The sequence below is a fragment of the Planktothrix agardhii genome, from assembly GCF_904830935.1.
GTDB classification, from domain to species: domain Bacteria; phylum Cyanobacteriota; class Cyanobacteriia; order Cyanobacteriales; family Microcoleaceae; genus Planktothrix; species Planktothrix agardhii.
Genome location: NZ_LR882952.1, coordinates 1,527,535 through 1,548,331 on the forward strand (window position 1 = coordinate 1,527,535; position 20,797 = coordinate 1,548,331).

Below are 20,797 nucleotides of genomic sequence, written 5' to 3' on the forward strand. Positions count from 1 at the left end.
CAGACGCTAGGGACATCTTCACAGATACCTGAAAACCAGGCTCAAAATTACGACATGGCTTGAATGATAAAGTCAAAGTAGGGGGATGCTTCCTTAGCATCTTCGTCATCGAGTAACGCCAGAGACGCTTCCTTGAGACAACGAACCGCTTCCACCATCCCAGGCATCGGAACACCCAAAGAGTTATACATATCTTTGACGCCGATTAAACCAATGTCTTCTATAGGATCTTTATCACCCGAAAGAATTCCATAGGTAATCAGCCGCAGATACCAACCATAGTCCCGAATACATAGGGCTCGTTCCCGTGATCCTGAAGCATTACCACCTGGGGCAATAAAATCAGGGCGTTTTTTCCACAGTTGGTTACTAGCACGGTCTACAATCTTCTTTTCATTATCCGCAATGGTCGAAGCAATTCGCACGCGCTGTTCACCCGTTTTTAAAAAGTCATTGATGTTTTTGAGTTCACCAACGCTAGGATAACGGAGTTCATCATCAGCTTTGAGAATAACTTGGCTAACTACTGTCATCTAAAACCTCAGAGCTATTAAAGTTTTTCAAGATACCATTAAGTAGTTTAGCGACTTGAGGGGAACAGGGGAAGTCATAACCCCGTAAACTTTCGCCTATGGTGATCAAAGTCGGGTGGAAACACCTGTGCAAAGTCGTGGAGAGCAGGCAGGGTCAAGAGTTATCTGCTCAGGTTCAGTATGAATACCCTTAACAATTCTTAATTTTTAACCCTCAACGGTTAATCAGTCATCAGTCATCAGTGATCAGTGATCAGTTAAGAGGTAGTTAGCAGTTATTTGGAATAAAATAAATCTTTACTTTATAAGACAAGTCTGGGAAATTGAAAACTCAGTGTCTTCAGACCACCAGATGAAAAGCGACTCAAGGGAATTTATTCCCCGTGAATATTTCTTTAATCTATGTTAATATTAACATAGGTCGAAATTTGTAATTGTGGATGTGAATTGCATAGAGATACAAATGCTGCGATAAATATTCTGAATCTTGGTAAACAAGCTAGGGGAGGGCATCCCCAAAGTAACGCTAATGGACTAGAAACCTCTACTTTTCTTGGGGAAACCCTGGTCGCAGCACGTATCTAGGTTCAAGTTAGAATCTCAGTGTCTTTAGACCTGAGAGTGTCAATTCACTGTTTAGCGTGTAGAGGCAGGTTCTGGAGAGATTTTTTTAAATCAACTAAAATCTTGATCAACCCAATTACGACTGATAACTGGTACAAACGCGCCCATAGGGTGAAGGCAGTCTCTACACTGATAACTGATAACTGATAACTGATAACTGATTAATAATGTGGCAGCAAGGGCAACAAGTTGAAGTCGAAATTACAGATTTGACCGATGAAGGTAGTGGCGTCGGTCGTTACCAAGATCGGGTTATATTTGTTCCTGATACGGTTCCTGGGGATATGGTGCGGGTGCGGTTAGTGCGGGTTAAAAGCAAATATGCAGAAGGCAAGTTAGACCGACTTTTAAGCCCATCAAACGATCGCATTTCCCCTCGATGTATTGTGGCGGATAAATGTGGGGGATGTCAGTGGCAACATATTGATTATGCGCTGCAACTGCAAAGTAAGCGAAATTTAGTGGTTAAAACCTTAGAAAAAATTGGGGGATTTATTGATCCTCCGGTGGATCAGGTGTTAGCAGGAGAGTCAGAATTAGGATATCGCAATAAAGTTACCTATCCCCTAGGACGGTCAGCCACGGGTCAAGTTCAGGCGGGTTACTTCCAAAAACATAGCCATCGTTTGGTTAACTTAAATCAATGTCCGGTACAGGATCAACGGTTAAATCCTTTATTAGCTAATATTAAACAGGATATTCAAAACCGGGGATGGTCGATTTATGATGAAGCCCTACATCGGGGCAAACTTCGCCATCTCTCCCTGAGAATTGGACGGCGTACAGGGGAAATGTTATTAACCTTAATTGTCACCCAAGCTAGTTTACCCGGACTGACGGAACAAGCGGAAACTTGGCTAGAACAATATCCTGGTTTACAAGGGGTTTGTTTAAATCTAAATCCCGATCAAACTAATGTGATTTTTGGTCAGGAAACACGCTGTTTAGCGGGTCATCCTTATTTAAAAGAAGAATTTGGGGGGTTAACGTTTTTTCTAGGCTCCGATACGTTTTTTCAAGTGAATACGGAAGTGGCGGAAGGGTTATTAGAAATCATGCTCCAGCAACTTAATTTACAAGGAACTGAACGCATTGTTGATGCCTATTGTGGCATTGGAACCTTTACTTTACCCCTAGCTTCCTATTTATTGAAAAAACAAGGGGGTTCAATTCAGGGCTCCGATCTTCCTCAAGTCATGGGTTTAGAAGTCCAAGAAACTGCCATAGAGCAAGCTCGAAAAAATGCGATTTTTAATCAACTTGATCAAGTGGAGTTTAAATTAGGAACGGTGCAAAAGTTATTACCCAATTTGGGGTATAAACCTGATATTGTTTTGCTTGATCCTCCCCGGAAAGGATGCGATCGCACGGTCTTAGAAACACTGCTAGATATGCAACCGCAACACTTGATTTATATTAGTTGTAGACCCGCTACTCTAGCACGAGATCTGAAGATTTTATGTGAAACCGGAGTTTATGAATTAGTGCGGGTACAACCTGCGGATTTTTTCCCACAAACTTCCCATGTTGAGTCTATGGCGTTTTTAAGACGTTTATAAACAATTCGGATCTATGTGCTCAGAAATCAGGTTTCTTCAGCTATCTTTCTATTAGGCAGCAAAAGTTATTGCAGAAACCCGATTTCTCGGAATACTTATAAAAGGTGATCAGAAATAATACCTGATCCAATTATCAATTAATCAAATAATAAATCGAATATGGCTCCCAGTTTGATGGCTGACTTCATAACCTATGATTTTAAGGGCTTTTACTAAATCCTGACCTGATAAATCTCTGGGTAATTTCATGAAGCAATCACCTCTTCCTGAACAATATGCAGTCGGATGATTTTAGGACGTAATGCTTGATCGGGAAAATGACAGTGAACCGCATCTTTAATTTCTTGCTTTAAGCTTTCTAAATCATCAGCTTGGGTAATAATTGATTCCCCTAATGCTTGGGCAATATACCCCTGCTCAATATCAGATTCTACTAAGAAAATGATTTCAGTCATGGTTGAAATAACCTCTAAGTGCTATAGTTATTATTGGTAATCTTTGAGATATCTTTTAGGAATATGACCGAGTTACTTGAACGTGCGTTCGCGCAGCGTGCCGTAGGCGGATCGCCCAATTGAAAATTTTATCCCCCACTGAACAAGATGCGATCGCTACTCTAATTTTACAGGAACTCGAAGCAGAAATGCGCTGGGATACTGCATTTACTCAATCACCCGATGCTCTTGCTAAACTAGCAGCAAATGCAATGGCTGAATACCATTTAAGCAGCAACAGAAATTGCCTTAACGGTTAGAGAAGGTTCGGGAATAGCTTGACCATCTTCCCGCAGAGTGTCAATATACAGTTCAATCGCTTCTTTAATATTATTTTCGGTTTCTTCTAAGGTTTTTCCTGTAGAAATACAACCGGGTAAGTCGGGAACATAAGCAGAATAGTTACTCCCAGCCCATTCAAAAATTGCAACATATTCTTTCATGGTTTCTCGTTTAATTCATACCGTACAGAAACAGATTTTTTTAAGCATTTAACACCTGTTCTGCTGTTAAGGATAATTCTGAAAAAGTGGGTGATATAATCCGATCATTTCCTCTAAATTGAGTTTTTTGATACTGACTTTTTTCATCCAGACAGTAAACAAAGATAGTCGGAATTTTAGGATTTCCTAAGTAAGCCCTGGAAGCGATCGCTAAATAGTCTACAATCCAATATTCAGAAATTCCCAACCGTTGATATTCTTCTAATTTATCTACATAGTCATCTTCCCAATTCGTTGATGTCACTTCTACTGCTAACTGAATTGGCACTTCTAAGGCATTATAATCAGAACGATTAGAACGCCAAATTGTTCGGTCAATCACACTAACATCAGGATTTCTACCCTGTTCTAAGCCATCTTTTGTTACCGTTTTGATCACCGCAGTATTAGTTACAACTAAATTAAGATTAAGTCTTCTAATTTCATCATTGAAACAGAATAAAATAAAATTAGCGATATCATCATGGTTTCTTGTTGCTCTCACTTCTACAATTTCTCCCTTCACAAATTCATAGATTCCTGTTTCTGGACATTGTTCTAAAAAGTTGTCAAATGTTAGTTTTTGTACCTGTGTTGTTGTCATAGTTTGGTTTCCTATAATCATAAGGTAGAAGTTTCTAAAAAAGAGGGCTGGTTTATTCAGGTTATTACTGAGTAACACAGTTTTTTGATCAACCCGCCCCTACAAAAAAATTTTACCTTGTTATGCTGCAACAGAAATTGCCTTAATATTAAGGGAATGTTCGGAATTAGTGCTATAATTGCTATCAGTAATCTTTGAGATAATATCTTTTAGGAATATGACCGAGTTACTTGAACGTGCGTTCGCGCAGCGTGCCGTAGGCGGATCGCCCAATTGAAAATTTTATCCCCTAGTGAACAAGATGCGATCGCTACTCTAATTTTACAGGAACTCGAAGCCCAAATGCGCTGGGATAGTGCCTTTACTCAATCACCCGATGCTCTTGCTAAACTAGCAGCTAATGCAATGGCTGAATACCATTCTGGACAAACCCAAGAGTTAGATCCAGAAACACTGTGAAGTCACGAACAACCTTTTCTTTTCGTAAAGCATTTGCCACTCTGCCAAAGCAAGTCCAAAACCAGGCTCGTGAAGCCTATCGACAATTCAAACGAGAGCCCAATTATCCCAGCCTTCGTTTCAAAAAGGTACATCCAGAATTACCCATTTATTCGGTTAGAATTAACATAGATCTAGCCAGCGAGACGCTGGCACTACTTTTTTTACCAATAATATCAAATCAAGAATTGGTAGTGTGAGCGTCCTCGCTCGCTAACTGCTCAAAAATACCTAATAAACGGATAAAAAGAGGGCAGGTTTATTAAAATTATTGCGGGTTGACACAATTTTCTAACAAAACCCGTCCCCTGAAAAAAAAAATTTTAAACGCGCTGACGCGCGAAAAGGGAAGAAGGGAAAAGAAGAAAGAAGGGTAAAGGGCTAAAGGGCTAAAGAAAACAGGGCTAAAAGTCCTGCACACTAACCAGGGACGCACCAACAACCCAACAAACCCGAAAGCCGATGCTGCTGACGAAGACGTCGGGGCGTTCGGCGTAACGATTAGCAGAACGGCAGATATCAGGAACGTAGATCCACGAACCGCCCCGCACACACCTTAATTGAGTATTTCCGCCCGACTCCCAAACACTTCCATTATCTGGCGCACCAGTATAATTTTCATGCCAAGGGTCAGCGCACCATTCCCAAACGTTGCCGTGCATATCGTATAATCCAAAGGCATTTGGAGGGAAACTACCGACATCGGTGGTTTGATTACGATTACATTCATAATTAGCTAAATCGGCTGTAATGGTTTCACCAAAATGGAAAGGAGTTGTAGTTTTAGCGCGACAGGCGTATTCCCATTCCGCTTCAGAAGGTAAACGATAGGTTTTACCTGTTTCTTGGGAAAGTCGCTGACAAAATTCCTGCGCTTGATGCCAATTTACATTCTCAACGGGTCGGTTTGCGCCTTTAAAATTAGAAGGATTATTTCCCATAATAGCTTCCCATTGAGCTTGAGTAATGGGATATTTTGCCATAGAAAATGCAGCAATATTAACGGGATGTTGGGGATATTCGTCGCTACTCGCATTTGCTTCATTTTGGACTGCACCCATCATAAAAGTTCCCCCTGGAATGGATACCATTTCTAAACTGATATTATTGCCTAAATCTTGTTTAAAAAATTCAGCCCGACAGCATTCTCGTTTGGTTTCTTGTCCTTGGGAGTTAACGGTAATTACATCAAACTCAAATTCTCTTTCTCGACGGCGTTTTTCTGCTTCCTGACGGCGTTTTTCATCCCAAACTCCTTGAGCTACATCCCGATTATGGGCGACATCGGGTAAATTAGGATTAAGGACGAGACAGGAATTATAATCGGCGATCGCTTTTTCATATTCTCCTAATTTATAATAAGTATTAGCACGATTATTGTAAGCTCTGAGATAATTCGGATTCAGTCGCAAGGTTTGGTTATAATCCTCAATGGCGGCGGAATATTCCCCTAATTTACCATAGGCTAATCCGCGATTATAATTAGCATCGGGGGAATTAGGTTTTAGTAACAAAACTTGGGTAAAGTCATCAATGGCGGTCGTATATTCTCCCTGTTGATAATGGTTTTTTCCCCGTTGATAACAAATTTTAACAATATTAACGCGGTGAGTTTCTCCCAAGGATTCTAACAAATTATTGATTTTTTCAATATAGTCTAAATCCTCAGCTATGACTACAGAATTAACTCTATCCCATAATTCAGAAACCTCAGAAACCGGGTTTCTTAAATTCAACCAAGATTCTACAGAATTAATTAATTGATTTTTAGCCCAAGATTTATTGGGTAAATTGACTAAACCCTGGGCTAATTCTAGGATTAATTCAGGAAGACGGTGAGAACTTTCTGTTTCTAGGATTTTGTAGATTTGTTCATAGCCAGAAATTACCATACCTATTACTGAATCTGCAACTTCTCCTTCTGGGATATTCTGAGTTAAATCTGGGAGTAATTGGGGTGATAAAGGCGTGAAATCATGGAGAAACAAATGATGAGTGTCAGCTATCCAACCTGCGACCAGACAATGACAGGTTATTAAAAACTGATACAAATCCTCAAAATGCTTGCTATTAATTTTATAGTGAATTTCTAACTCATCATCGTCTATTCCCTCCTCCCGTAAACTTTGTTCTTCTTCCCAAATTTTCAGATTAATTTCATTATCCCCGCCCCGTTTATCAATATCAGCTTGGGTTTTTCCCAGTGCTAATAGTTTGTCTTTCGTAACTTTCCATTTGCGGGCGCGAGTTTTAGCAGAATCATATAAAATATCCCGATAGGACAGTTGAGAAATAATGGTTTGATAGGAATAGTTAGGTTGTCCTATTGTCCAATAGGCGATTCTGAAATTAAGATAATCTCCATCAAATTCCGACTCTAATATTAATGTCGGTTCTGATTTTAGCATCCCGAATAAAGCTTTAATACTGGCTTCGCTATGAAAACGTTTACTTTCCCAAGCGCCTGCTAAAAATTCGATAGGTCTTCCCTGTTGAGAATACTGATCAAAAAAATCACGCATTTTTTGATTTATAGTTAATTCAATATCAGGGAAATTTTGCGGCGTGGTGGCAAACTTTTCAAACTGAACTTTAGGGGGAGCGATAAAAACTCGCATGGGAATTAAACTATTATTGTAAGATTCTAAAATTTGCGCTGGAGGCAATGTTAACGGCCAATTAGCAAAAATTTTCTGAACTTCTGCTTGGTTATGGGCAACTTTTATCGCGGTTTCTCGTTGATATTCGGCCACCATTAATTGCGTTTCTCGGCCATAGGTTGTTAATTCTTTTTGGAGAGTTTTTTCCTGTTCAAAACGCCAGCGTTGAAACTCGATATTACTTTTATTAATCGCTAAATTAACGCTTTGGATATATTCTTGTAGTTCTTTTTGAAATTCTCGATTTTTTTGATTTTCGATATATTGTAATTTAATTTGTTCTAATTGAATCTCCTGTCGTTTTTCCTCTATTATAGCATTATTCGCAACTTGTACACATTGTAATTTATACTGTGCTAATTGAATTTGTTGTCGTTTTTCCTCCATTTCAGCATTGTTGGCTACTATTATTTTTGTATTTCTTTCTTGGGTATCAGCGATGTATTTCTGAGGAAGAAATACAGATTCAAACCCTCTCTTGACTTTATCCCAAAGTCCCATTTTTGCATCTCCTGGTAATAAGCGTGTCATTAGTTAATCTCCTGTTAATAAATTTCCCCCGTTGTTGGGCTTCAGCCCATTCTTCTTGAGGGTTTAAACCTAACAACAAATCCAGAGGGGGCTAAAGCCCAACAACGTTTTAAGCGGGACTAGAGAGGTTATAAACTAACACCGTCGCCGCCCAAATGGGTGTCTTTCCTTCAGCAAAAACCGCCCCATCTAAAGTATAGGCGTGACCTTTGTTATCAACCCAACCAATACATTTTTCATGGGCATCATAGACCTTCATATCAGCACCTAAATGCCCGATATAATGGTTGCCATTGTTATAAAATTTTTGCCCCTCAATATGTCCGGCTTGTCCTCCACGACCCCAATAAACATCACCATCTGCATAAATTGTGACACCATTAGAATCTCCCTTTTCTACAGGATCGGAACTTTGCATTACGGACAAGGTAGACATTTGTTGCGAGTGATCTTCCATGCCTCCAAAATGGTGATCGGTTTGATATCCTGTGGAGTAGTCCGTCTGTTCGGGTAGTTGATAGGGATTAAATTGTTCTAAGTCCGTCCCACCTGGATGAAATTCTGGAGTTTGAGGGTCAAGGTCGGAGATAAAAGATGAGTGTAAACCTTGATAATATTCCCCATTTTCACCGGAGTTAGAGATATCAAGATGATGGGGGTCGTAACCGTTGAAATCAGGTACAGACATAATATTATGGTGTGTCTGTTCAGGAATGGGGTGTTGATGGGGGTCGATTTCTAGGGATTGGATCAGATGATCAAAGATAGAATCTAGGTTATATTCGGAGCCGTTGTCGATGGGATTATTCATATTTATTAGTCCAGTTCGTTGACACTCTACTGCCTAAAGGTAAGTGGATTCTTGGTGAGCGCGAGTCTATTTAATATTATAGGATCACTCTTTTAATACTAGAGATGGTTTTCTCCCCAAGGGTTTTGCTTGATTGCAATTGAAACTCTGTTCCCAGCACCGGATACCTTTGTTTATTTTTTTTGATCAAAATTTGTTAACAGAAGATCAAATTAATAATATAATTGATCCGATTCCACTGCGGTGAAATTTTAATTTCCTACCTCTGGTATTTTTTCCCAATAATGAAGTTTAGTGAACTGGTAGAAAAACTTAACACTGGAATTACCGCCCATAGTTTGATCCATGATCCCACCCTTAATCCTGATATTCAAGGAGTGGCGGCGGTAGATACAGCAACTTCTGGAACCCTGAGTTATATTGAGGGGTTAAAATTTGCGTCTTTTGTGTCGGTTTCTGCGGCGAGTGCGTTGATTTTGCCCCTAGATGAATCTTTACAAAATCAAGCCACAGCAGGGGGTAAGGCGTGGATTTCTGTGGCAAATCCTAGGGCTTTTTTCGCCCAGGCGATCGCTTTGTTTTATCAACCTTATCAGCCCCAACCCCAAATTCATCCTAGTGCGACTATTGATCCAGATGCCCAGATTGGAGCGGAGGTTTATATTGGCCCCCATGTTGTGATTCAAGGGGGAGTTACCATCGGAAATCAGGTTTGTTTACATCCAAATGTCGTAATTTATCCAGGGGTGAAAATTGGCGATCGCAGCATTTTACACGCCAATTGTACTATTCATGAACGCGCCCAAATCGGTTGTGATTGTGTAATTCACAGTGGGGCTGTAATTGGCGCTGAAGGTTTTGGTTTTGTGCCAACGGATGCGGGTTGGTTGAAAATGGAACAATCGGGAATTACGGTTTTAGAAGACGGGGTAGAAGTCGGATGTAATAGCACAATTGATCGTCCGGCGGTGGGAGAAACTCGCATCGGGAAAGCCACAAAATTAGACAATTTAGTTCATATTGGTCACGGTTGTACGATTGGACAAAATTGCGCCTTTGCCGCCCTAGTGGGATTAGCTGGGGGTGTCACCGTTGGTAACGGGGTGTTACTCGCGGGTCAAGTTGGCATTGCTAATCAAGTCAAAGTAGGGGATGGGGTAATTGTTACGGCTCAATCTGGGGTTCATAATAATATTTCACCCGGAGAGGTGGTTTCCGGTTCTCCGGCGCTCGCCAATAAACTCTATTTAAAGACTGCTGCTATTTATAGACGATTACCCGAACTCTACCGCTCTTTAAAAGCATTAGAACAAATCATTAAGTCTAACCGTTGAGCTATTAAGTCCGGGGAGGCAGGGGAGGCAGAGGGAGCAGAGGGAGCAGTGCGAGCAGAGGGAGCAGGGGAGGCAGGGGGAGCAGGGGAGGCAGGGGGAGCAGTGCGAGCGTCCTCGCTCGCTGAATATCACCCAAAACCGATTACCCGCTCGTAATTCGTAATTCGTAATTCCCCAAAACCGATTACCCGCTCGTAATTCGTAATTCGTAATTCCCCAAAACCGATTACCCGCTCGTAATTCGTAATTCGTAATTCCCCAAAACCGATTACCCGCTCGTAATTCGTAATTCGTAATTCCCCAAAACCGATTACCCGCTCGTAATTCGTAATTCGTAATTCCCCAAAACCGATTACCCGCTCGTAATTCGTAATTCCCCAAAACCGATTACCCGTTCGTAATTCGTAATTCGTAATTCCCCAAAACCGATTACCCGCTCGTAATTCGTAATTCGTAATTCCCCCGTGGTATTGATCTGCTTTGACGGTGGATCTTTTTTAATGGGATGGGGCGGTGAGGACAGAGCATTTTTACCTGGGACAGAAAACTTTCTCAAAAAATGGCTTAGGTCTAACTCTGAAGCACCAAAAGAGAATGGCCATATAAATTTCAAGACAAAAACAACAGATGGGTTCAAGTACCATCGAATAAGTCAATCTTGCCCGGTTCAATGATAATGGGATTTTTAAGTCCGGCTTTTTTCCCCTGGGGGAAGATGGTGATTCGCTATATGGAAAGATTTGTAACTGAGAAAAAAAATATTTGTCAAATTGATGTATTTAAGTATATATTATTTCTTATAACTCCAAAAAGTTTAATTGGATAAAAATTACCCCATAGAGAAGTAAGGAGATTAAGAAGAACATGAATAAACCTGCACCCACTCCCTTAACCGGAAAGGCTCTGCTTCAAAAAGTAAAAGAACTGTCTCATATGCCTCGGCGTGAAACAGCAAAGCTGTGCGGTTATTACAGCACGACAAAGGACAGCCAAGTTCGGGTCAATCTCACAGATTTTTATGACGCAGTGCTCAAAGCACGGGGTATTCCGCTCAGTCCCGATGGTACAAAAGATGGTCGGGGTCGGGAAGCAACTTATATGGTGAGCGTTCACAAAAACGGTCAAATTGTGATTGGCTCAACCTATACCAAAGAAATGGGACTTAAACCGGGGGATGAGTTTGATATCAAGCTCGGATACAAGCATATTCACCTGATTCAAGTCGAAAATGGTAAAGATGCTGGCGGTGACGAAGAAGAGTAAATTCTACCACCTGAGCCATTAAAATGACGTTTTCATGGCTGGTAAATGCACCAACCCCGATTAAAATTATAATTTTTTTTGGGGTGTGGATGGGTCTATGGATGCCAATTGCTGTTATTAGTGCGATCGCTCTGAATTGGCGTCCTCCTGCACCCCTAAATGAAACCCAAAAATTGGGGTTACTGGCGCCTCTTTATGGAATTGCCCCGATAGTTTTGTGGAAAATTAGCCAAGTTCAGGGTCAATCCTTCTGGGATTATGGTTTAAGTTGGCGATCGCAGTTTTTTCAATCCACTGCCATTGGTTTCAGTCTAGCTGTTATCAGCCTGATCCTATTGTTTGGATTTCAATTTGTTCTGGGTTTGAGTCATTGGCGACCCCAGGAATCTGTGCAAACCGATAAACAGTCCTCAACCTTGAATGCCGATCTGCACCCTAGAAATAAGTGGATTCAGTTAGGAAAAAAAGCATCTATTTTACTGCCGATTTTGCTGATTGCTCTGTGGATTAGCAGTACAGAGGAGTTAATATTTCGAGGATTTTTACAAAAACAATTACAGCAAGATTATTCCTGGTTTGTGGCGGCGACCATCGCCAGCTTGATTTTTGCCCTCAGCCATCTGCTTTGGAAAGTCCGCAACACCTTACCGCAATTACCCGGACTGGGGTTAATGGGAATGGTGTTGGCTTTCGCTTGTTTGTGCGATCAAGGTTCTTTAGGTCTAGCCGTCGGCTTACACGCGGGTTGGATTTGGGGAATTACGAGTATTGATACCCTTGTGGGTGTTACGGCTTCTGGGAAGGTTCCAGAATGGTTAACAGGATTAGGAGGTAAACCCTTGGCTGGTTTGTTGGGAATTGTGATGTTGCTGTTTGTGGCTGGCCTATTGGGAATTGTTTATCAAGAAATGGGTTAAGTTAATATGACAACTATAAAACCATCCCCCTCAGAATTTACCCCGGTTTATGGCCCCGTATCTTCATGGCGATATGGGAAATCCTTGGGAATTGATCCGATTGGTGAGATTTCCACCTGTTCGTTTAACTGTGTTTATTGTCAACTTGGAGAAATTGAAATAAAAACCGAGCAACGCCGAATTTATGTTCCGACGGAGCGGATATTACAAGCATTAACAGAATTTTCCCCGTGGGATGTGGATGTGATTACTTTAAGTGGGAGTGGAGAACCAACTTTGGCGGCGAACTTAGGGGAAATTCTGATAGCAATTAAAATCTTAACTCATCGTCGCACATTAGTATTAACCAATGGTACAACTTTATATGATCCGCAAGTTCGAGAACAATTAGCTTTAGCCGATCGCGTATCTATCAAACTCGATGGAATTTCTACCGCCCAACTGCAAAGAGTTAATCGACCCGTAACGGAAATTAATCTCACCGAGTTGCTTAGTGATATTCAAGAATTTAGTCGAATTTTCCCTGGAGAATTGGGACTACAAACGATGCTTTTATCTCCTTGGTCATTGTCAGAGCGCCAAGAATATCTCCGTTGGGTAAAAGCGATCGCACCCACAGAAATTCAACTGAATACTCCCACCCGTCCCAAACCGTTAAAACATGAATTAGCTGGACGAGAAAATCACTCCCCACTAGAAAACCTACCCTATCAGACCATAAAATTAAAATCTGTTAGTCCGTCTGTTTTACAAAATTTTGCCCAAGAAATTCAAGATCAGACAGGTATTCCCGTCCGTTATGCTTCGGTTCCATACCTTCGTATTTAATAAATTTCTACAAGATCTCAATTAAATTTAGCTGGGGTGAGTAGGTAGGTAGCCAAAATTGTTTTAAATTCTTTTGCTCCCATTCGGGTAATTTTGAGAGAAAGCAATTAATGCAACACTACCAAATTTTTATTAGTTAATTTGTAAATAATTTAAGTTCTAAAATTAGTTCCTGGATTAAAGGGCGATAAGTTGTATTATCTAAATGTTCTTGATACCAAGTTTCATAATCTTTTAATATGTGTAAATGTTCTTGAATTTGTCTAGCTTCTTCTAGTAATACCCATAAATTATGAGTTGCTCGATTATAAAAACCAATTCCTCCACTAAGTTTAAGCCCTTCTAAACCACCTTGTTTACAACCTGGACACTGACATTGTTTCAGCTTTTCTTCTTCCTCTTTACTAATAGTTCTCCCTCGCCAATTTCCTAGTTGAGAAATTATGCGATCGCCTGTTCCGGGTAGTTGTATTAAACCCCTGGCTGCACGATTGCGCCACCCACTAGAATCAACCGAATTAATACCTAATAATCCAGCAAGATGTAAGGTTGCTGTTCCCCCAATTCCAAAAATATGTAACTTTTGATCTGGAAATTGTTGGCGAAAATGAATTAAATTATCTATAATTTGTTTATGGGGAATTGCTTTAGATGCTCTTAATAAATTGGGGACAATTCCTCCTAAAGCAATATAAGGTTTATTTGATAAAGCTTTACTTTCAATGATTTTCTCAATATATTTTTCTAAAAAATTACTAATATGAACAACAGGAACATAATCACCTTGATAATAGCGAAAGTTCATATTCATTGTTTTATTAAAACATTCTTCTTGTTCCTCTAATGTCATTTTTGGAGTAGGAATAAAATCTTGAGGAATAGGAAACCAATCTGGTTTTGCTTCTCTGACAAATTCAGCATATTCTTTAACGGGTACTTCTTGATTATTTTTAACAAAAGAAAAAGCCCCATTATCAAGATAAAATTTCACATTTTTAGGTACACCTAAATGTTCATGTAAACCTTTTTCCATTGCTTGTTTTCTTTGACTAGGCATTTTATGAAAATCAGCATAAGAAATCATCACCGCTTGTAAGTCTTTTAAGTAATGCGGTGATGTTTGATCCCACACACGGGGTTTTATTCCTTTTAAACCAAAACCAGCTACAATTTGCACTAATTTTTTAAACTATTGTTTTAATAAAAGATTGATATTTAGATAATAATTGCTGTTTAACATTTTGAGTTAACCATTTACCTACATCTTTAGAATAGATATGAGATTGCTGTGTAACAGATGGGATTAAATAAGTAATAGCTTCATCACTCATAAAAGAATGATCCTCATCAACTTCAAAACTACAGTATTTTATAGCTGTTAATATCTTAGCAGATATTGTTTCAATACTATCATTATTTTCTGAAAAAAATTCATAACGTGGTAACAATTTACTTGGGGTTTTAGAATGTCCAATAAAAAACATATAAGTATGAAAGATTTTACATAACTGTTGATATGGAGCTATATCAATACGGCTTCCTTCTTCTTTAATCCGTTTAATATAACGATCAAAAAAAGGTTCTAGGTTCTTTAAATTAGCTTTTTCATTCAAAGTTGCTCTAGTTGTAAATGATCTACGAATTAAACAAGTAGAAATAGCTTTTTTTAACCCATTTTCAAAACAATCTGGAGAAGCTAATAGTAAAGTCATTGCTTGTCCATCTGTTAGCGTATAGTTTCCTATTTCCCAGTTTTCATCTATATTTTTAGCAATATACCAGTCTAAAACAGCACTATATACCTTTAAACGAACATTTTTGGAAACTCCACAATAAATACGGTTAAAGTCTCTAGCAGAATTTAGACATTTTAAGAGTTCTTGAATTGCTTTTTGTGTAAATTTCCCACGTTCATTATTAATGATAAAATTATCTAAATAAGCATCTTGAGGAAATAAACTGCCATCTCTAAGAATAATATCAGGACAATCTCTACCAGCGTTTAATAAATATTCATGATCAAAAATGTATTGTCCCACATCCATCGCTGAAGCAGTACAACGGTGAAAATCTTCAGGCTCTAATTCATCTTGATAAGATGGATCAATTAACATCCATTTGAGTAACTCTTGATTAGGTTCTGGATTAAATCTACCCTGATCAAAAATAGCTTTGCCATTGTTTACTCTAACAATTGCACCAGCAGCATTATTTAATAAAAAAGGAACAGTGCGATTGAAAAAACGAGCCGGATAAGGTACTGAACTACGATGTTGACTAACATCTGAAGAACCGATTAAAAAATTGCCATTATTCCATAAACTATCATCACTTTCAATGAAATTAAGAAAATATTTACCGACAATATGACTAGCAAGATGTTCTTTAATTAAGTCTTCATTTAATTCTATTCTCCACTTACGGCTTCCTTTTGCTGGTGGATTAATATTTACTTGTTCCTTTGTCATTCCAAAACCACGAATAGCAACTTGTTTTAGTAATTTTGCTAAACGTTCTGATTGTTCTGCATTTTCTCTTATTTGTTCTTGTAAATCCTTAAAAAATTCAAGATACAATTCTCTTGGATCTTTTTGTAGTAAATCCTCTCTTGCTCTTTTAATAGTTGTTTCCCACTGATCTTGGGCTTTAACTAATTTAGTCATATACTCAAGAGTTTCTGCTAATGGATCGTGATTTTTAAAAGTATCATAACTATTGACTTGATCACGATCTAAAATTTCAGAATTTTCTGGATTAAAAATGTCGTCAAAATTCATTTTGTTTTTTCTCTATTCCTAAAACCTTGACTACTTCACTAGAGTCAGCAATAAAAACCTCAGCACCAGAATTAGGTAAATTTTGAGGTGATCTAATTTCTTTTCCAATAATTTCTTCTATTAAATCAGCTTCAATTAGTCTATAAATATCTGTACTATGTTCTTCTGGCATATCGGGAGTAGAAAGTGCTAAGTTATCACTAACTGTTACACCAGCTACACTTTTATTTGGGTTACTTTCATACTTCTGATCATAATTAGGGATCAACTGATAAGCAGGTATCAGTCCAAACTTAGCAGATAAAATAAAAATATCTAAATAATCAGTTGTTTGTTCCTGTAAAAACTTTCGTACAACTCGAAAAGCCACGCCATTGTAACGTTCAATTGCTGGTAAAAATTCTAGTTGTGAATATTTAGACTTAGAACAATTGATAATTAATAAATCTTTTAAGTAATTAACCATTTTTTCGTGAATTTTTAGTCAGTCTTGAGAATAATATAAGAGATAATTACACTAATTTACTTAATAAAAAGTTGTTTTTATATTTGATATTGGATTTTACCCGCCATTAAAAATTTTCTCCGTCGCCAAAAATTAAATCTATTATCTGATTTTTATTCTTTCGATAAACGACAAAATCGCTATCTAACGTTAATACACAACTACCGGAAATTAACTCACTCATTCTGACTAAACAAGCATCTGCTAAAGACATCGGCACATTTTGATACCGTTTCATCAATTCTCTTATCGCTTCGCTGTCATCATTCAGTTGAAAAGGAATTGAAATGATTTTTTGACTGATTAAATTCATCACTGCTTCCTCACCTTCATAGACATCTTGCAGTAGAAAACAAGCCTCAGTTATTACCGCTTCACAAGTTAATAAAGGCAGTTCAATCTTTTTCCATTGTTCCTTTGTCCAGGGATGTAGTTTTTCTCTTTTATTAATAAATGTCACTAACACCCCTGTATCTAGTAATATGTTTCTTTTCATTTTTTACCCATACCTTTTAAATATTCTTTATTTGTCCCCAAATCACCAGGGCCAAAGTCTACACATCCCGCCCACTCTTTCGCTGCTTCATAAGCAGAAATTGGTTGTTTTTCTTCTACCTGTTCCTCCTGCTTTTGCGCTTTATATCGCAAAAATTCAATAAATTCTAAAACTGCCTCCTGTTGTTGTACTGTTAGAGTTTCGATGTTCTCTAAAATTACATCTTTTTTATTGATAGCCAAAATCATAGTTAAATCCTCTTGAAATTAAAACTTTTAACCTATTCTAGCATAGATCCAGAAACCGAGTCTCTTAAGTTAATCGAATAATCTTCAAACTTTCTTTCAATCCCTCGATTATCTATAATCTTAACAGCAACTTGTCGATACTCTCCCATGTGATTATATTGGGCGATTGGTTTTTTGTCGGGTTTCTTTTGTCTTAGCATACCATTTCCTTAATCCTCAGACTCTCAATTTACAACTTTTTACTTGTTTTAACAGTGTGGACGAGAGGAGAAAACTTGACAATCGCAAAAATATTGTGTATGATAGTAAATAAGTAAGGGGCATTACTGGTTTCGACAGGGTAAGGAAAGCTACCAAGTGATGCAGGCCGAGAGTGAGTCAACTCTCGTAAATCAAGACTCAAACAAAAACGTAACTGCGAACAACATCGTTCCTTTTGCTCGTAAATCAGCCGCTGTTGCTGCCTAAACACCTCTAGTAGGTTCGAGCGTCTACTGTTTGACTCCGTTAAGGACAATAGACAAACCCCCAACGGATGCTCTAACTTAGTTTCTTTGGTTGAAAAGTTAGTTAAGATTTAACCATTGCATCCCACCCTTCGGGATAATGAGGGGTTCCCGCCTTGAGGATTAGAAGGGCTAAGTCTGTGAATGAGCGAGGAGTAAATACTTGTTCTGGACATGGGTTCGATTCCCATATGCTCCATTCCCCTATACTCTTAAAACCACTTTGGAATTTTCCGAGGTGGTTTTTAGTTGAGGTTATATGAAATCTAGTTATAGATGATCCCCCTAACCCCCCTTTTTAAGGGGGGAATCCTATTAGTTTGGGATGGAAACGGACGGAGTGGTTTGATTTTGCTGATAGTGACTGGCGACTTTCGAGCTATGGGAAAGGAAATGACGCACCAAGATTTCCTTTTCAGGTGTGGGGGAATAGGAATTAAACCAGTCGGGTAATTTTGTCAGAGTTACAGAGATTATACAGGCAGTGATCACCAAAAGACCATATTTGAGGATAGGTCGATTCGAGAGTCCCTTAACATGGAAAGACAGCATAGGAATTTCAAACTAAAAAAAAATCTCCCTATCAGTTCGTACTGCGGGAGATAAATTCAGGGTGCATCTACTTAATAATTGAACTATAACACATAAAATGATGGGTGTAACCCCCCATTGGTAAAACCCCCTTATTTTTTGATCATTCAGCCTGAAAACTCTATCCTGTATCAGTTTGGGCAAGTTATAGCACTACGCGCTAGGGAACACCGCAACACCGCAACAGTAGGTTATGACCCTTATTACAAGGTTTAATATTGTCCTAACCTTGTAACCTAACCTACAAAGACAGGACTTACGCAAGCACGCTATATATAGCGTACTAAAAGTAGGCGATCGCATACCAATGATAATAGCAATCACCCTAAAAAGTCCTGATTATTTATTTAAAAATAAACCCAAAAGAATCAAACAAGTTTCATTTTTATCGAAGGACAATTCAGTTCTTTGATTAAATAAATGGACAAAGATTCAGCTTTTAACTGATAGACTGTTTTCTTTGTCAGATGAGCTAATCTTTTCAATTGATTGGTATTTTTCTTTTCCTCCTGTGTCATCTACTAAACGATTCTTTTTCAATGGGCAATAATAAATTTTTCCTAATTCTTCAATCATTGCCATTAGTTTTTGTGACCCATACCAGCTATCCATAAGGACTTTTGCGAAGAGGAGTTGTTTTTCTGTCACCAGATTATTCAACATATCAGCTACATGATCTAGTTTGGTTTTATTATCATATTCTGGATCATATATGCGATAATCAATTACCCAAAATAAACCCAGTTCTGGATTAACATAAACACAGTTAACCAGCCCAATACCTGACAGTACACGATGTTCTGTTCCACTTGGCTAAAGGACAAGAAAATCTTTATTGAAATTTTAACAACCCCAAAACATCGGCTGCTGAAATGTGCCAACTTTCTATCACACTGAGAACAGGTAAAATATCGGCATCATATTTAACTTCTGGTAATTGATTGGGTTGAAAAACCATCACAGATTTATCATCTGGGTCAATGAACCAACCTAACTTTGTTCCCTGTTTAAGAGAGAAAATAATCTTGTTAATCACGCGGTTAGGAGACTGTTCGGGGGAAAGAATTTCAATGATCCAATCTGGGGCAATTTCCACTCGGTTTGAAATTTCTCCATCTTCATCAACAGGAATGCGCGACCACTCGAATACGGCAATATCTGGGACAAGAGAACGCCCAGCAAAGGTGCATCGTAATTCTGTAAGTCCATAAATTAATTGCTGCGGTTCGCCAACTTGATTAATAATGGTTACTAAGCGAGTTTGCAGAATACTGTGTTTTCCTTGGGGCATTGGTTTTTGATAAATTTGACCGTCAATGTACTCGCAAGCGGGTTTAGTTTCCGGCAATTGCAGGAACTCTTCTAGGGAAAAATTTGTAGTTAATTGAACTGATGTCATGGTAATCATTAATCCTTTGATTCAAATAATCCTAAAGAACAAATAATTTGAGGTTCTCGTTTTTCAGTTTCTTCTGCGATCGCCATTCTGAGTTAGTGATGCAGCAAAGCTAGACGGTGAAGTCTTTTCCTCCGGTGTTCCCTCCCCCCCAAGCCCCAGGGCTGTTTCATTTTCCATTGCCAACCCCTAAGACCTAACCCCCCAACCCCCTTCCCTAGTAGGGAAGGGGGAGTAATAAATAATTTTTTATGTTTAATAGTAATAATTAGTCCCCCCTCTCCCCCTCAAAAGGGGTTGGGGGAGAGGTCACACAGTTTTTCCTAGAGAATGAAACAGCCCTGCCCCTAGCCCCCGTGCACGGGGGGTTTGGGGGGTTGTTTGAATTCTTGGTAAGTTTCTTCGCTTTGAGCGATTTTAAATGTAAAAGATTCATGGCTTTGAGGAATAACATTTTGAGAAGCAGGAATTTGTTCTAATTCGTGTAGAATTATTTCTTTGGTTGTCATAGTGTTTTTATTGATTAACGCAAGTTAATTATACCATCTTAGTAAATTGTATCAGAGGCGATCGCATTTCAACACATGAACCCTTGTTAATTCATTAACCTTGATTCAGCTTTTAGAAGATTATGGACTGAGTGAAAATACAGCTTTAGGTATAGAACTATTATTAGATAGACAGGAAAATCATCTAAGAGAATTAATTAGCCTTCACAACAATCGGGATCAAATCAGCTTATCCCTAGATCAGATTTATATTATCTACTCAGCTTATATAAATTTATTCAAAGCTTATCTGACAGCGATTTACTTAAAACAGCAAAATCTAACTAGACAGAAAAATCGGATTCAAGAAGCTCGTGAAATTAATAATCTTTTATCATCTAAAGCCATTATATATTTTATTTATCAAGAATGTTTATTTAATCCTCGAAGAATTTTAACTGAGTCAGACATACAAGAGGTTATTACTTTGTATCAATTATATTGCCAGAGTTATACTGATAATCTCAAAAATCATTATGATTTTTTAATTAAAACTCCTTTAGATAAGTATCACAATTTTCAGCAAAAAACCAATGATGCTTATCAGCCTATGATTTGGATTAAGCATTGAGTTATTGCACAAACACAATAA

The 20,797-nt window shown here is 38.5% G+C and carries 25 protein-coding genes, 1 other RNA gene and 1 pseudogene; 9 read left to right on the forward strand and 18 right to left on the reverse strand.

Going from position 1 to position 20,797, the window contains the following annotated elements; genetic code table 11:
• Positions 1 to 47 precede the first annotated feature (47 nt).
• Entirely contained in the window at positions 48 to 533 is a 486-nt protein-coding gene (locus NMG88_RS07190) for an allophycocyanin subunit alpha-B (RefSeq protein WP_042153071.1), read from the reverse strand.
• Between the two features lie 791 nt (positions 534 to 1,324).
• Here NMG88_RS07190 and rlmD point away from each other — a divergent pair.
• Complete coding sequence (gene rlmD, locus NMG88_RS07195) at positions 1,325 to 2,716, forward strand: 23S rRNA (uracil(1939)-C(5))-methyltransferase RlmD (RefSeq protein ID WP_042153073.1); 1,392 nt, start codon at positions 1,325 to 1,327, stop codon at positions 2,714 to 2,716.
• A gap of 141 nt (positions 2,717 to 2,857) precedes the next feature.
• On the opposite strand, the gene NMG88_RS07200 is transcribed toward rlmD, so the two are convergent.
• Together NMG88_RS07200 and NMG88_RS07205 are read right to left on the reverse strand one after the other, a co-directional pair.
• Positions 2,858 to 2,965 (reverse strand): type II toxin-antitoxin system HicA family toxin, encoded by a 108-nt coding sequence (locus tag NMG88_RS07200; RefSeq protein ID WP_254035260.1) that lies wholly within the window; start codon positions 2,963 to 2,965, stop codon positions 2,858 to 2,860.
• On the reverse strand, positions 2,962 to 3,171 hold the full coding sequence (locus tag NMG88_RS07205; RefSeq protein ID WP_042153078.1) for a hypothetical protein: 210 nt from the start codon (positions 3,169 to 3,171) through the stop codon (positions 2,962 to 2,964). The genes NMG88_RS07200 and NMG88_RS07205 overlap by 4 nt, the downstream gene beginning before the upstream one ends.
• 119 nt (positions 3,172 to 3,290) lie before the next feature.
• Between NMG88_RS07205 and NMG88_RS07210 the strand changes: the two genes are divergently transcribed.
• On the forward strand, positions 3,291 to 3,470 hold the full coding sequence (locus NMG88_RS07210) for a hypothetical protein (protein WP_227350341.1): 180 nt from the start codon (positions 3,291 to 3,293) through the stop codon (positions 3,468 to 3,470).
• Here NMG88_RS07210 and NMG88_RS07215 read toward each other — a convergent pair.
• Positions 3,438 to 3,653 (reverse strand): type II toxin-antitoxin system HicB family antitoxin, encoded by a 216-nt coding sequence (locus NMG88_RS07215; RefSeq protein WP_042153080.1) that lies wholly within the window; start codon positions 3,651 to 3,653, stop codon positions 3,438 to 3,440. The two genes, NMG88_RS07210 and NMG88_RS07215, sit on opposite strands and share 33 nt — an antisense overlap.
• Before the next feature lie 40 nt (positions 3,654 to 3,693).
• Positions 3,694 to 4,296, reverse strand: coding sequence for a Uma2 family endonuclease (locus NMG88_RS07220; protein ID WP_227366007.1), 603 nt, complete (start codon positions 4,294 to 4,296; stop codon positions 3,694 to 3,696).
• Between the two features lie 273 nt (positions 4,297 to 4,569).
• Between NMG88_RS07220 and NMG88_RS07225 the strand changes: the two genes are divergently transcribed.
• On the forward strand, positions 4,570 to 4,755 hold the full coding sequence (locus NMG88_RS07225) for a hypothetical protein (RefSeq protein ID WP_227398286.1): 186 nt from the start codon (positions 4,570 to 4,572) through the stop codon (positions 4,753 to 4,755).
• A 443-nt stretch (positions 4,756 to 5,198) separates the two neighbouring features.
• Here NMG88_RS07225 and NMG88_RS22570 read toward each other — a convergent pair whose 3' ends face one another.
• Both NMG88_RS22570 and NMG88_RS07240 read right to left on the reverse strand, forming a co-directional pair.
• Positions 5,199 to 7,985, reverse strand: a complete 2,787-nt coding sequence (locus NMG88_RS22570) for an SUMF1/EgtB/PvdO family nonheme iron enzyme (protein ID WP_346732943.1) — start codon at positions 7,983 to 7,985, stop codon at positions 5,199 to 5,201.
• 109 nt (positions 7,986 to 8,094) lie between these two features.
• Entirely contained in the window at positions 8,095 to 8,796 is a 702-nt protein-coding gene (locus NMG88_RS07240; RefSeq protein ID WP_227366005.1) for a hypothetical protein, read from the reverse strand.
• A gap of 284 nt (positions 8,797 to 9,080) precedes the next feature.
• Between NMG88_RS07240 and lpxD the strand changes: the two genes are divergently transcribed.
• Positions 9,081 to 10,130 carry a UDP-3-O-(3-hydroxymyristoyl)glucosamine N-acyltransferase gene (gene lpxD / locus NMG88_RS07245; RefSeq protein WP_254035261.1) on the forward strand — a complete coding sequence of 350 codons (1,050 nt, stop codon included), beginning with the start codon at positions 9,081 to 9,083 and terminating at the stop codon, positions 10,128 to 10,130.
• Between the two features lie 352 nt (positions 10,131 to 10,482).
• Here the strand turns inward: lpxD and NMG88_RS07250 are convergent, their stop codons facing one another.
• Entirely contained in the window at positions 10,483 to 10,743 is a 261-nt protein-coding gene (locus NMG88_RS07250) for a hypothetical protein (protein WP_254035262.1), read from the reverse strand.
• A gap of 251 nt (positions 10,744 to 10,994) precedes the next feature.
• Between NMG88_RS07250 and NMG88_RS07255 the strand changes: the two genes are divergently transcribed.
• From NMG88_RS07255 to NMG88_RS07265, 3 genes are read left to right on the forward strand one after another with little or no spacing between them, the layout of a single operon-like run.
• Positions 10,995 to 11,393, forward strand: coding sequence for an AbrB family transcriptional regulator (locus NMG88_RS07255; protein ID WP_026788990.1), 399 nt, complete (start codon positions 10,995 to 10,997; stop codon positions 11,391 to 11,393).
• Positions 11,394 to 11,416: 23 nt separating this feature from the next.
• A complete protein-coding gene (locus tag NMG88_RS07260) occupies positions 11,417 to 12,310 on the forward strand; it encodes a CPBP family intramembrane glutamic endopeptidase (RefSeq protein ID WP_254035263.1) in 894 nt (297 codons plus the stop codon).
• Between the two features lie 6 nt (positions 12,311 to 12,316).
• The gene (locus tag NMG88_RS07265) at positions 12,317 to 13,138 is read left to right on the forward strand and encodes a radical SAM protein (RefSeq protein WP_042153098.1); all 822 of its coding nucleotides are present in this window, start codon (positions 12,317 to 12,319) and stop codon (positions 13,136 to 13,138) included.
• A gap of 136 nt (positions 13,139 to 13,274) precedes the next feature.
• On the opposite strand, the gene NMG88_RS07275 is transcribed toward NMG88_RS07265, so the two are convergent.
• From NMG88_RS07275 to NMG88_RS07300, 6 genes are all read right to left on the reverse strand, one after another.
• A complete protein-coding gene (locus NMG88_RS07275; RefSeq protein ID WP_227365999.1) occupies positions 13,275 to 14,315 on the reverse strand; it encodes a tRNA guanosine transglycosylase family protein in 1,041 nt (346 codons plus the stop codon).
• A 7-nt stretch (positions 14,316 to 14,322) separates the two neighbouring features.
• On the reverse strand, positions 14,323 to 15,915 hold the full coding sequence (locus NMG88_RS07280) for a hypothetical protein (RefSeq protein ID WP_254035264.1): 1,593 nt from the start codon (positions 15,913 to 15,915) through the stop codon (positions 14,323 to 14,325).
• On the reverse strand, positions 15,905 to 16,381 hold the full coding sequence (locus NMG88_RS07285) for a DUF6884 domain-containing protein (RefSeq protein WP_254035265.1): 477 nt from the start codon (positions 16,379 to 16,381) through the stop codon (positions 15,905 to 15,907). The genes NMG88_RS07280 and NMG88_RS07285 overlap by 11 nt, the downstream gene beginning before the upstream one ends.
• Before the next feature lie 106 nt (positions 16,382 to 16,487).
• Complete coding sequence (locus NMG88_RS07290) at positions 16,488 to 16,916, reverse strand: type II toxin-antitoxin system VapC family toxin (RefSeq protein ID WP_254035266.1); 429 nt, start codon at positions 16,914 to 16,916, stop codon at positions 16,488 to 16,490.
• Positions 16,913 to 17,164, reverse strand: a complete 252-nt coding sequence (locus NMG88_RS07295) for a hypothetical protein (RefSeq protein ID WP_026794448.1) — start codon at positions 17,162 to 17,164, stop codon at positions 16,913 to 16,915. The genes NMG88_RS07290 and NMG88_RS07295 overlap by 4 nt, the downstream gene beginning before the upstream one ends.
• A gap of 32 nt (positions 17,165 to 17,196) precedes the next feature.
• Positions 17,197 to 17,364 (reverse strand): hypothetical protein, encoded by a 168-nt coding sequence (locus tag NMG88_RS07300; RefSeq protein WP_235758083.1) that lies wholly within the window; start codon positions 17,362 to 17,364, stop codon positions 17,197 to 17,199.
• Between the two features lie 117 nt (positions 17,365 to 17,481).
• Here NMG88_RS07300 and ssrA point away from each other — a divergent pair.
• Positions 17,482 to 17,872: a transfer-messenger RNA gene (gene ssrA / locus NMG88_RS07305) on the forward strand.
• Between the two features lie 113 nt (positions 17,873 to 17,985).
• Here ssrA and NMG88_RS07310 read toward each other — a convergent pair.
• The 4 genes and pseudogenes from NMG88_RS07310 to NMG88_RS07325 form a co-directional block, all read right to left on the reverse strand.
• Entirely contained in the window at positions 17,986 to 18,222 is a 237-nt protein-coding gene (locus tag NMG88_RS07310; RefSeq protein ID WP_227350347.1) for a hypothetical protein, read from the reverse strand.
• A gap of 407 nt (positions 18,223 to 18,629) precedes the next feature.
• A pseudogene (locus NMG88_RS07315) lies at positions 18,630 to 19,071 on the reverse strand (IS701-like element ISPlag1 family transposase); the annotation flags it as partial.
• 22 nt (positions 19,072 to 19,093) lie between these two features.
• On the reverse strand, positions 19,094 to 19,660 hold the full coding sequence (locus tag NMG88_RS07320) for a Uma2 family endonuclease (protein WP_042153108.1): 567 nt from the start codon (positions 19,658 to 19,660) through the stop codon (positions 19,094 to 19,096).
• Positions 19,661 to 20,004: 344 nt separating this feature from the next.
• Positions 20,005 to 20,166: a hypothetical protein gene (locus NMG88_RS07325; protein ID WP_158442881.1), complete on the reverse strand. Its 162-nt coding sequence runs from the start codon at positions 20,164 to 20,166 to the stop codon at positions 20,005 to 20,007.
• A gap of 100 nt (positions 20,167 to 20,266) precedes the next feature.
• On the opposite strand from NMG88_RS07325, the gene NMG88_RS07330 reads away from it, so the two are divergent.
• The gene (locus NMG88_RS07330; protein ID WP_227350348.1) at positions 20,267 to 20,776 is read left to right on the forward strand and encodes a hypothetical protein; all 510 of its coding nucleotides are present in this window, start codon (positions 20,267 to 20,269) and stop codon (positions 20,774 to 20,776) included.
• Positions 20,777 to 20,797: the final 21 nt, after the last annotated feature.

What these genes read in the sequence shown, in the direction of transcription:
- NMG88_RS07190 (WP_042153071.1), bottom strand. Translation starts at nt 533, where the DNA reads ATGACAGTAGTTAGCCAAGTTATTCTCAAAGCTGATGATGAACTCCGT.
- rlmD (WP_042153073.1), top strand. Translation starts at nt 1,325, where the DNA reads ATGTGGCAGCAAGGGCAACAAGTTGAAGTCGAAATTACAGATTTGACC.
- NMG88_RS07200 (WP_254035260.1), bottom strand. Translation starts at nt 2,965, where the DNA reads ATGAAATTACCCAGAGATTTATCAGGTCAGGATTTAGTAAAAGCCCTT.
- NMG88_RS07205 (WP_042153078.1), bottom strand. Translation starts at nt 3,171, where the DNA reads ATGACTGAAATCATTTTCTTAGTAGAATCTGATATTGAGCAGGGGTAT.
- NMG88_RS07215 (WP_042153080.1), bottom strand. Translation starts at nt 3,653, where the DNA reads ATGAAAGAATATGTTGCAATTTTTGAATGGGCTGGGAGTAACTATTCT.
- NMG88_RS07220 (WP_227366007.1), bottom strand. Translation starts at nt 4,296, where the DNA reads ATGACAACAACACAGGTACAAAAACTAACATTTGACAACTTTTTAGAA.
- NMG88_RS22570 (WP_346732943.1), bottom strand. Translation starts at nt 7,985, where the DNA reads ATGACACGCTTATTACCAGGAGATGCAAAAATGGGACTTTGGGATAAA.
- NMG88_RS07240 (WP_227366005.1), bottom strand. Translation starts at nt 8,796, where the DNA reads ATGAATAATCCCATCGACAACGGCTCCGAATATAACCTAGATTCTATC.
- lpxD (WP_254035261.1), top strand. Translation starts at nt 9,081, where the DNA reads ATGAAGTTTAGTGAACTGGTAGAAAAACTTAACACTGGAATTACCGCC.
- NMG88_RS07255 (WP_026788990.1), top strand. Translation starts at nt 10,995, where the DNA reads ATGAATAAACCTGCACCCACTCCCTTAACCGGAAAGGCTCTGCTTCAA.
- NMG88_RS07260 (WP_254035263.1), top strand. Translation starts at nt 11,417, where the DNA reads ATGACGTTTTCATGGCTGGTAAATGCACCAACCCCGATTAAAATTATA.
- NMG88_RS07265 (WP_042153098.1), top strand. Translation starts at nt 12,317, where the DNA reads ATGACAACTATAAAACCATCCCCCTCAGAATTTACCCCGGTTTATGGC.
- NMG88_RS07280 (WP_254035264.1), bottom strand. Translation starts at nt 15,915, where the DNA reads ATGAATTTTGACGACATTTTTAATCCAGAAAATTCTGAAATTTTAGAT.
- NMG88_RS07285 (WP_254035265.1), bottom strand. Translation starts at nt 16,381, where the DNA reads ATGGTTAATTACTTAAAAGATTTATTAATTATCAATTGTTCTAAGTCT.
- NMG88_RS07290 (WP_254035266.1), bottom strand. Translation starts at nt 16,916, where the DNA reads ATGAAAAGAAACATATTACTAGATACAGGGGTGTTAGTGACATTTATT.
- NMG88_RS07295 (WP_026794448.1), bottom strand. Translation starts at nt 17,164, where the DNA reads ATGATTTTGGCTATCAATAAAAAAGATGTAATTTTAGAGAACATCGAA.
- NMG88_RS07300 (WP_235758083.1), bottom strand. Translation starts at nt 17,364, where the DNA reads ATGCTAAGACAAAAGAAACCCGACAAAAAACCAATCGCCCAATATAAT.
- NMG88_RS07310 (WP_227350347.1), bottom strand. Translation starts at nt 18,222, where the DNA reads ATGCTGTCTTTCCATGTTAAGGGACTCTCGAATCGACCTATCCTCAAA.
- NMG88_RS07320 (WP_042153108.1), bottom strand. Translation starts at nt 19,660, where the DNA reads ATGACATCAGTTCAATTAACTACAAATTTTTCCCTAGAAGAGTTCCTG.
- NMG88_RS07325 (WP_158442881.1), bottom strand. Translation starts at nt 20,166, where the DNA reads ATGACAACCAAAGAAATAATTCTACACGAATTAGAACAAATTCCTGCT.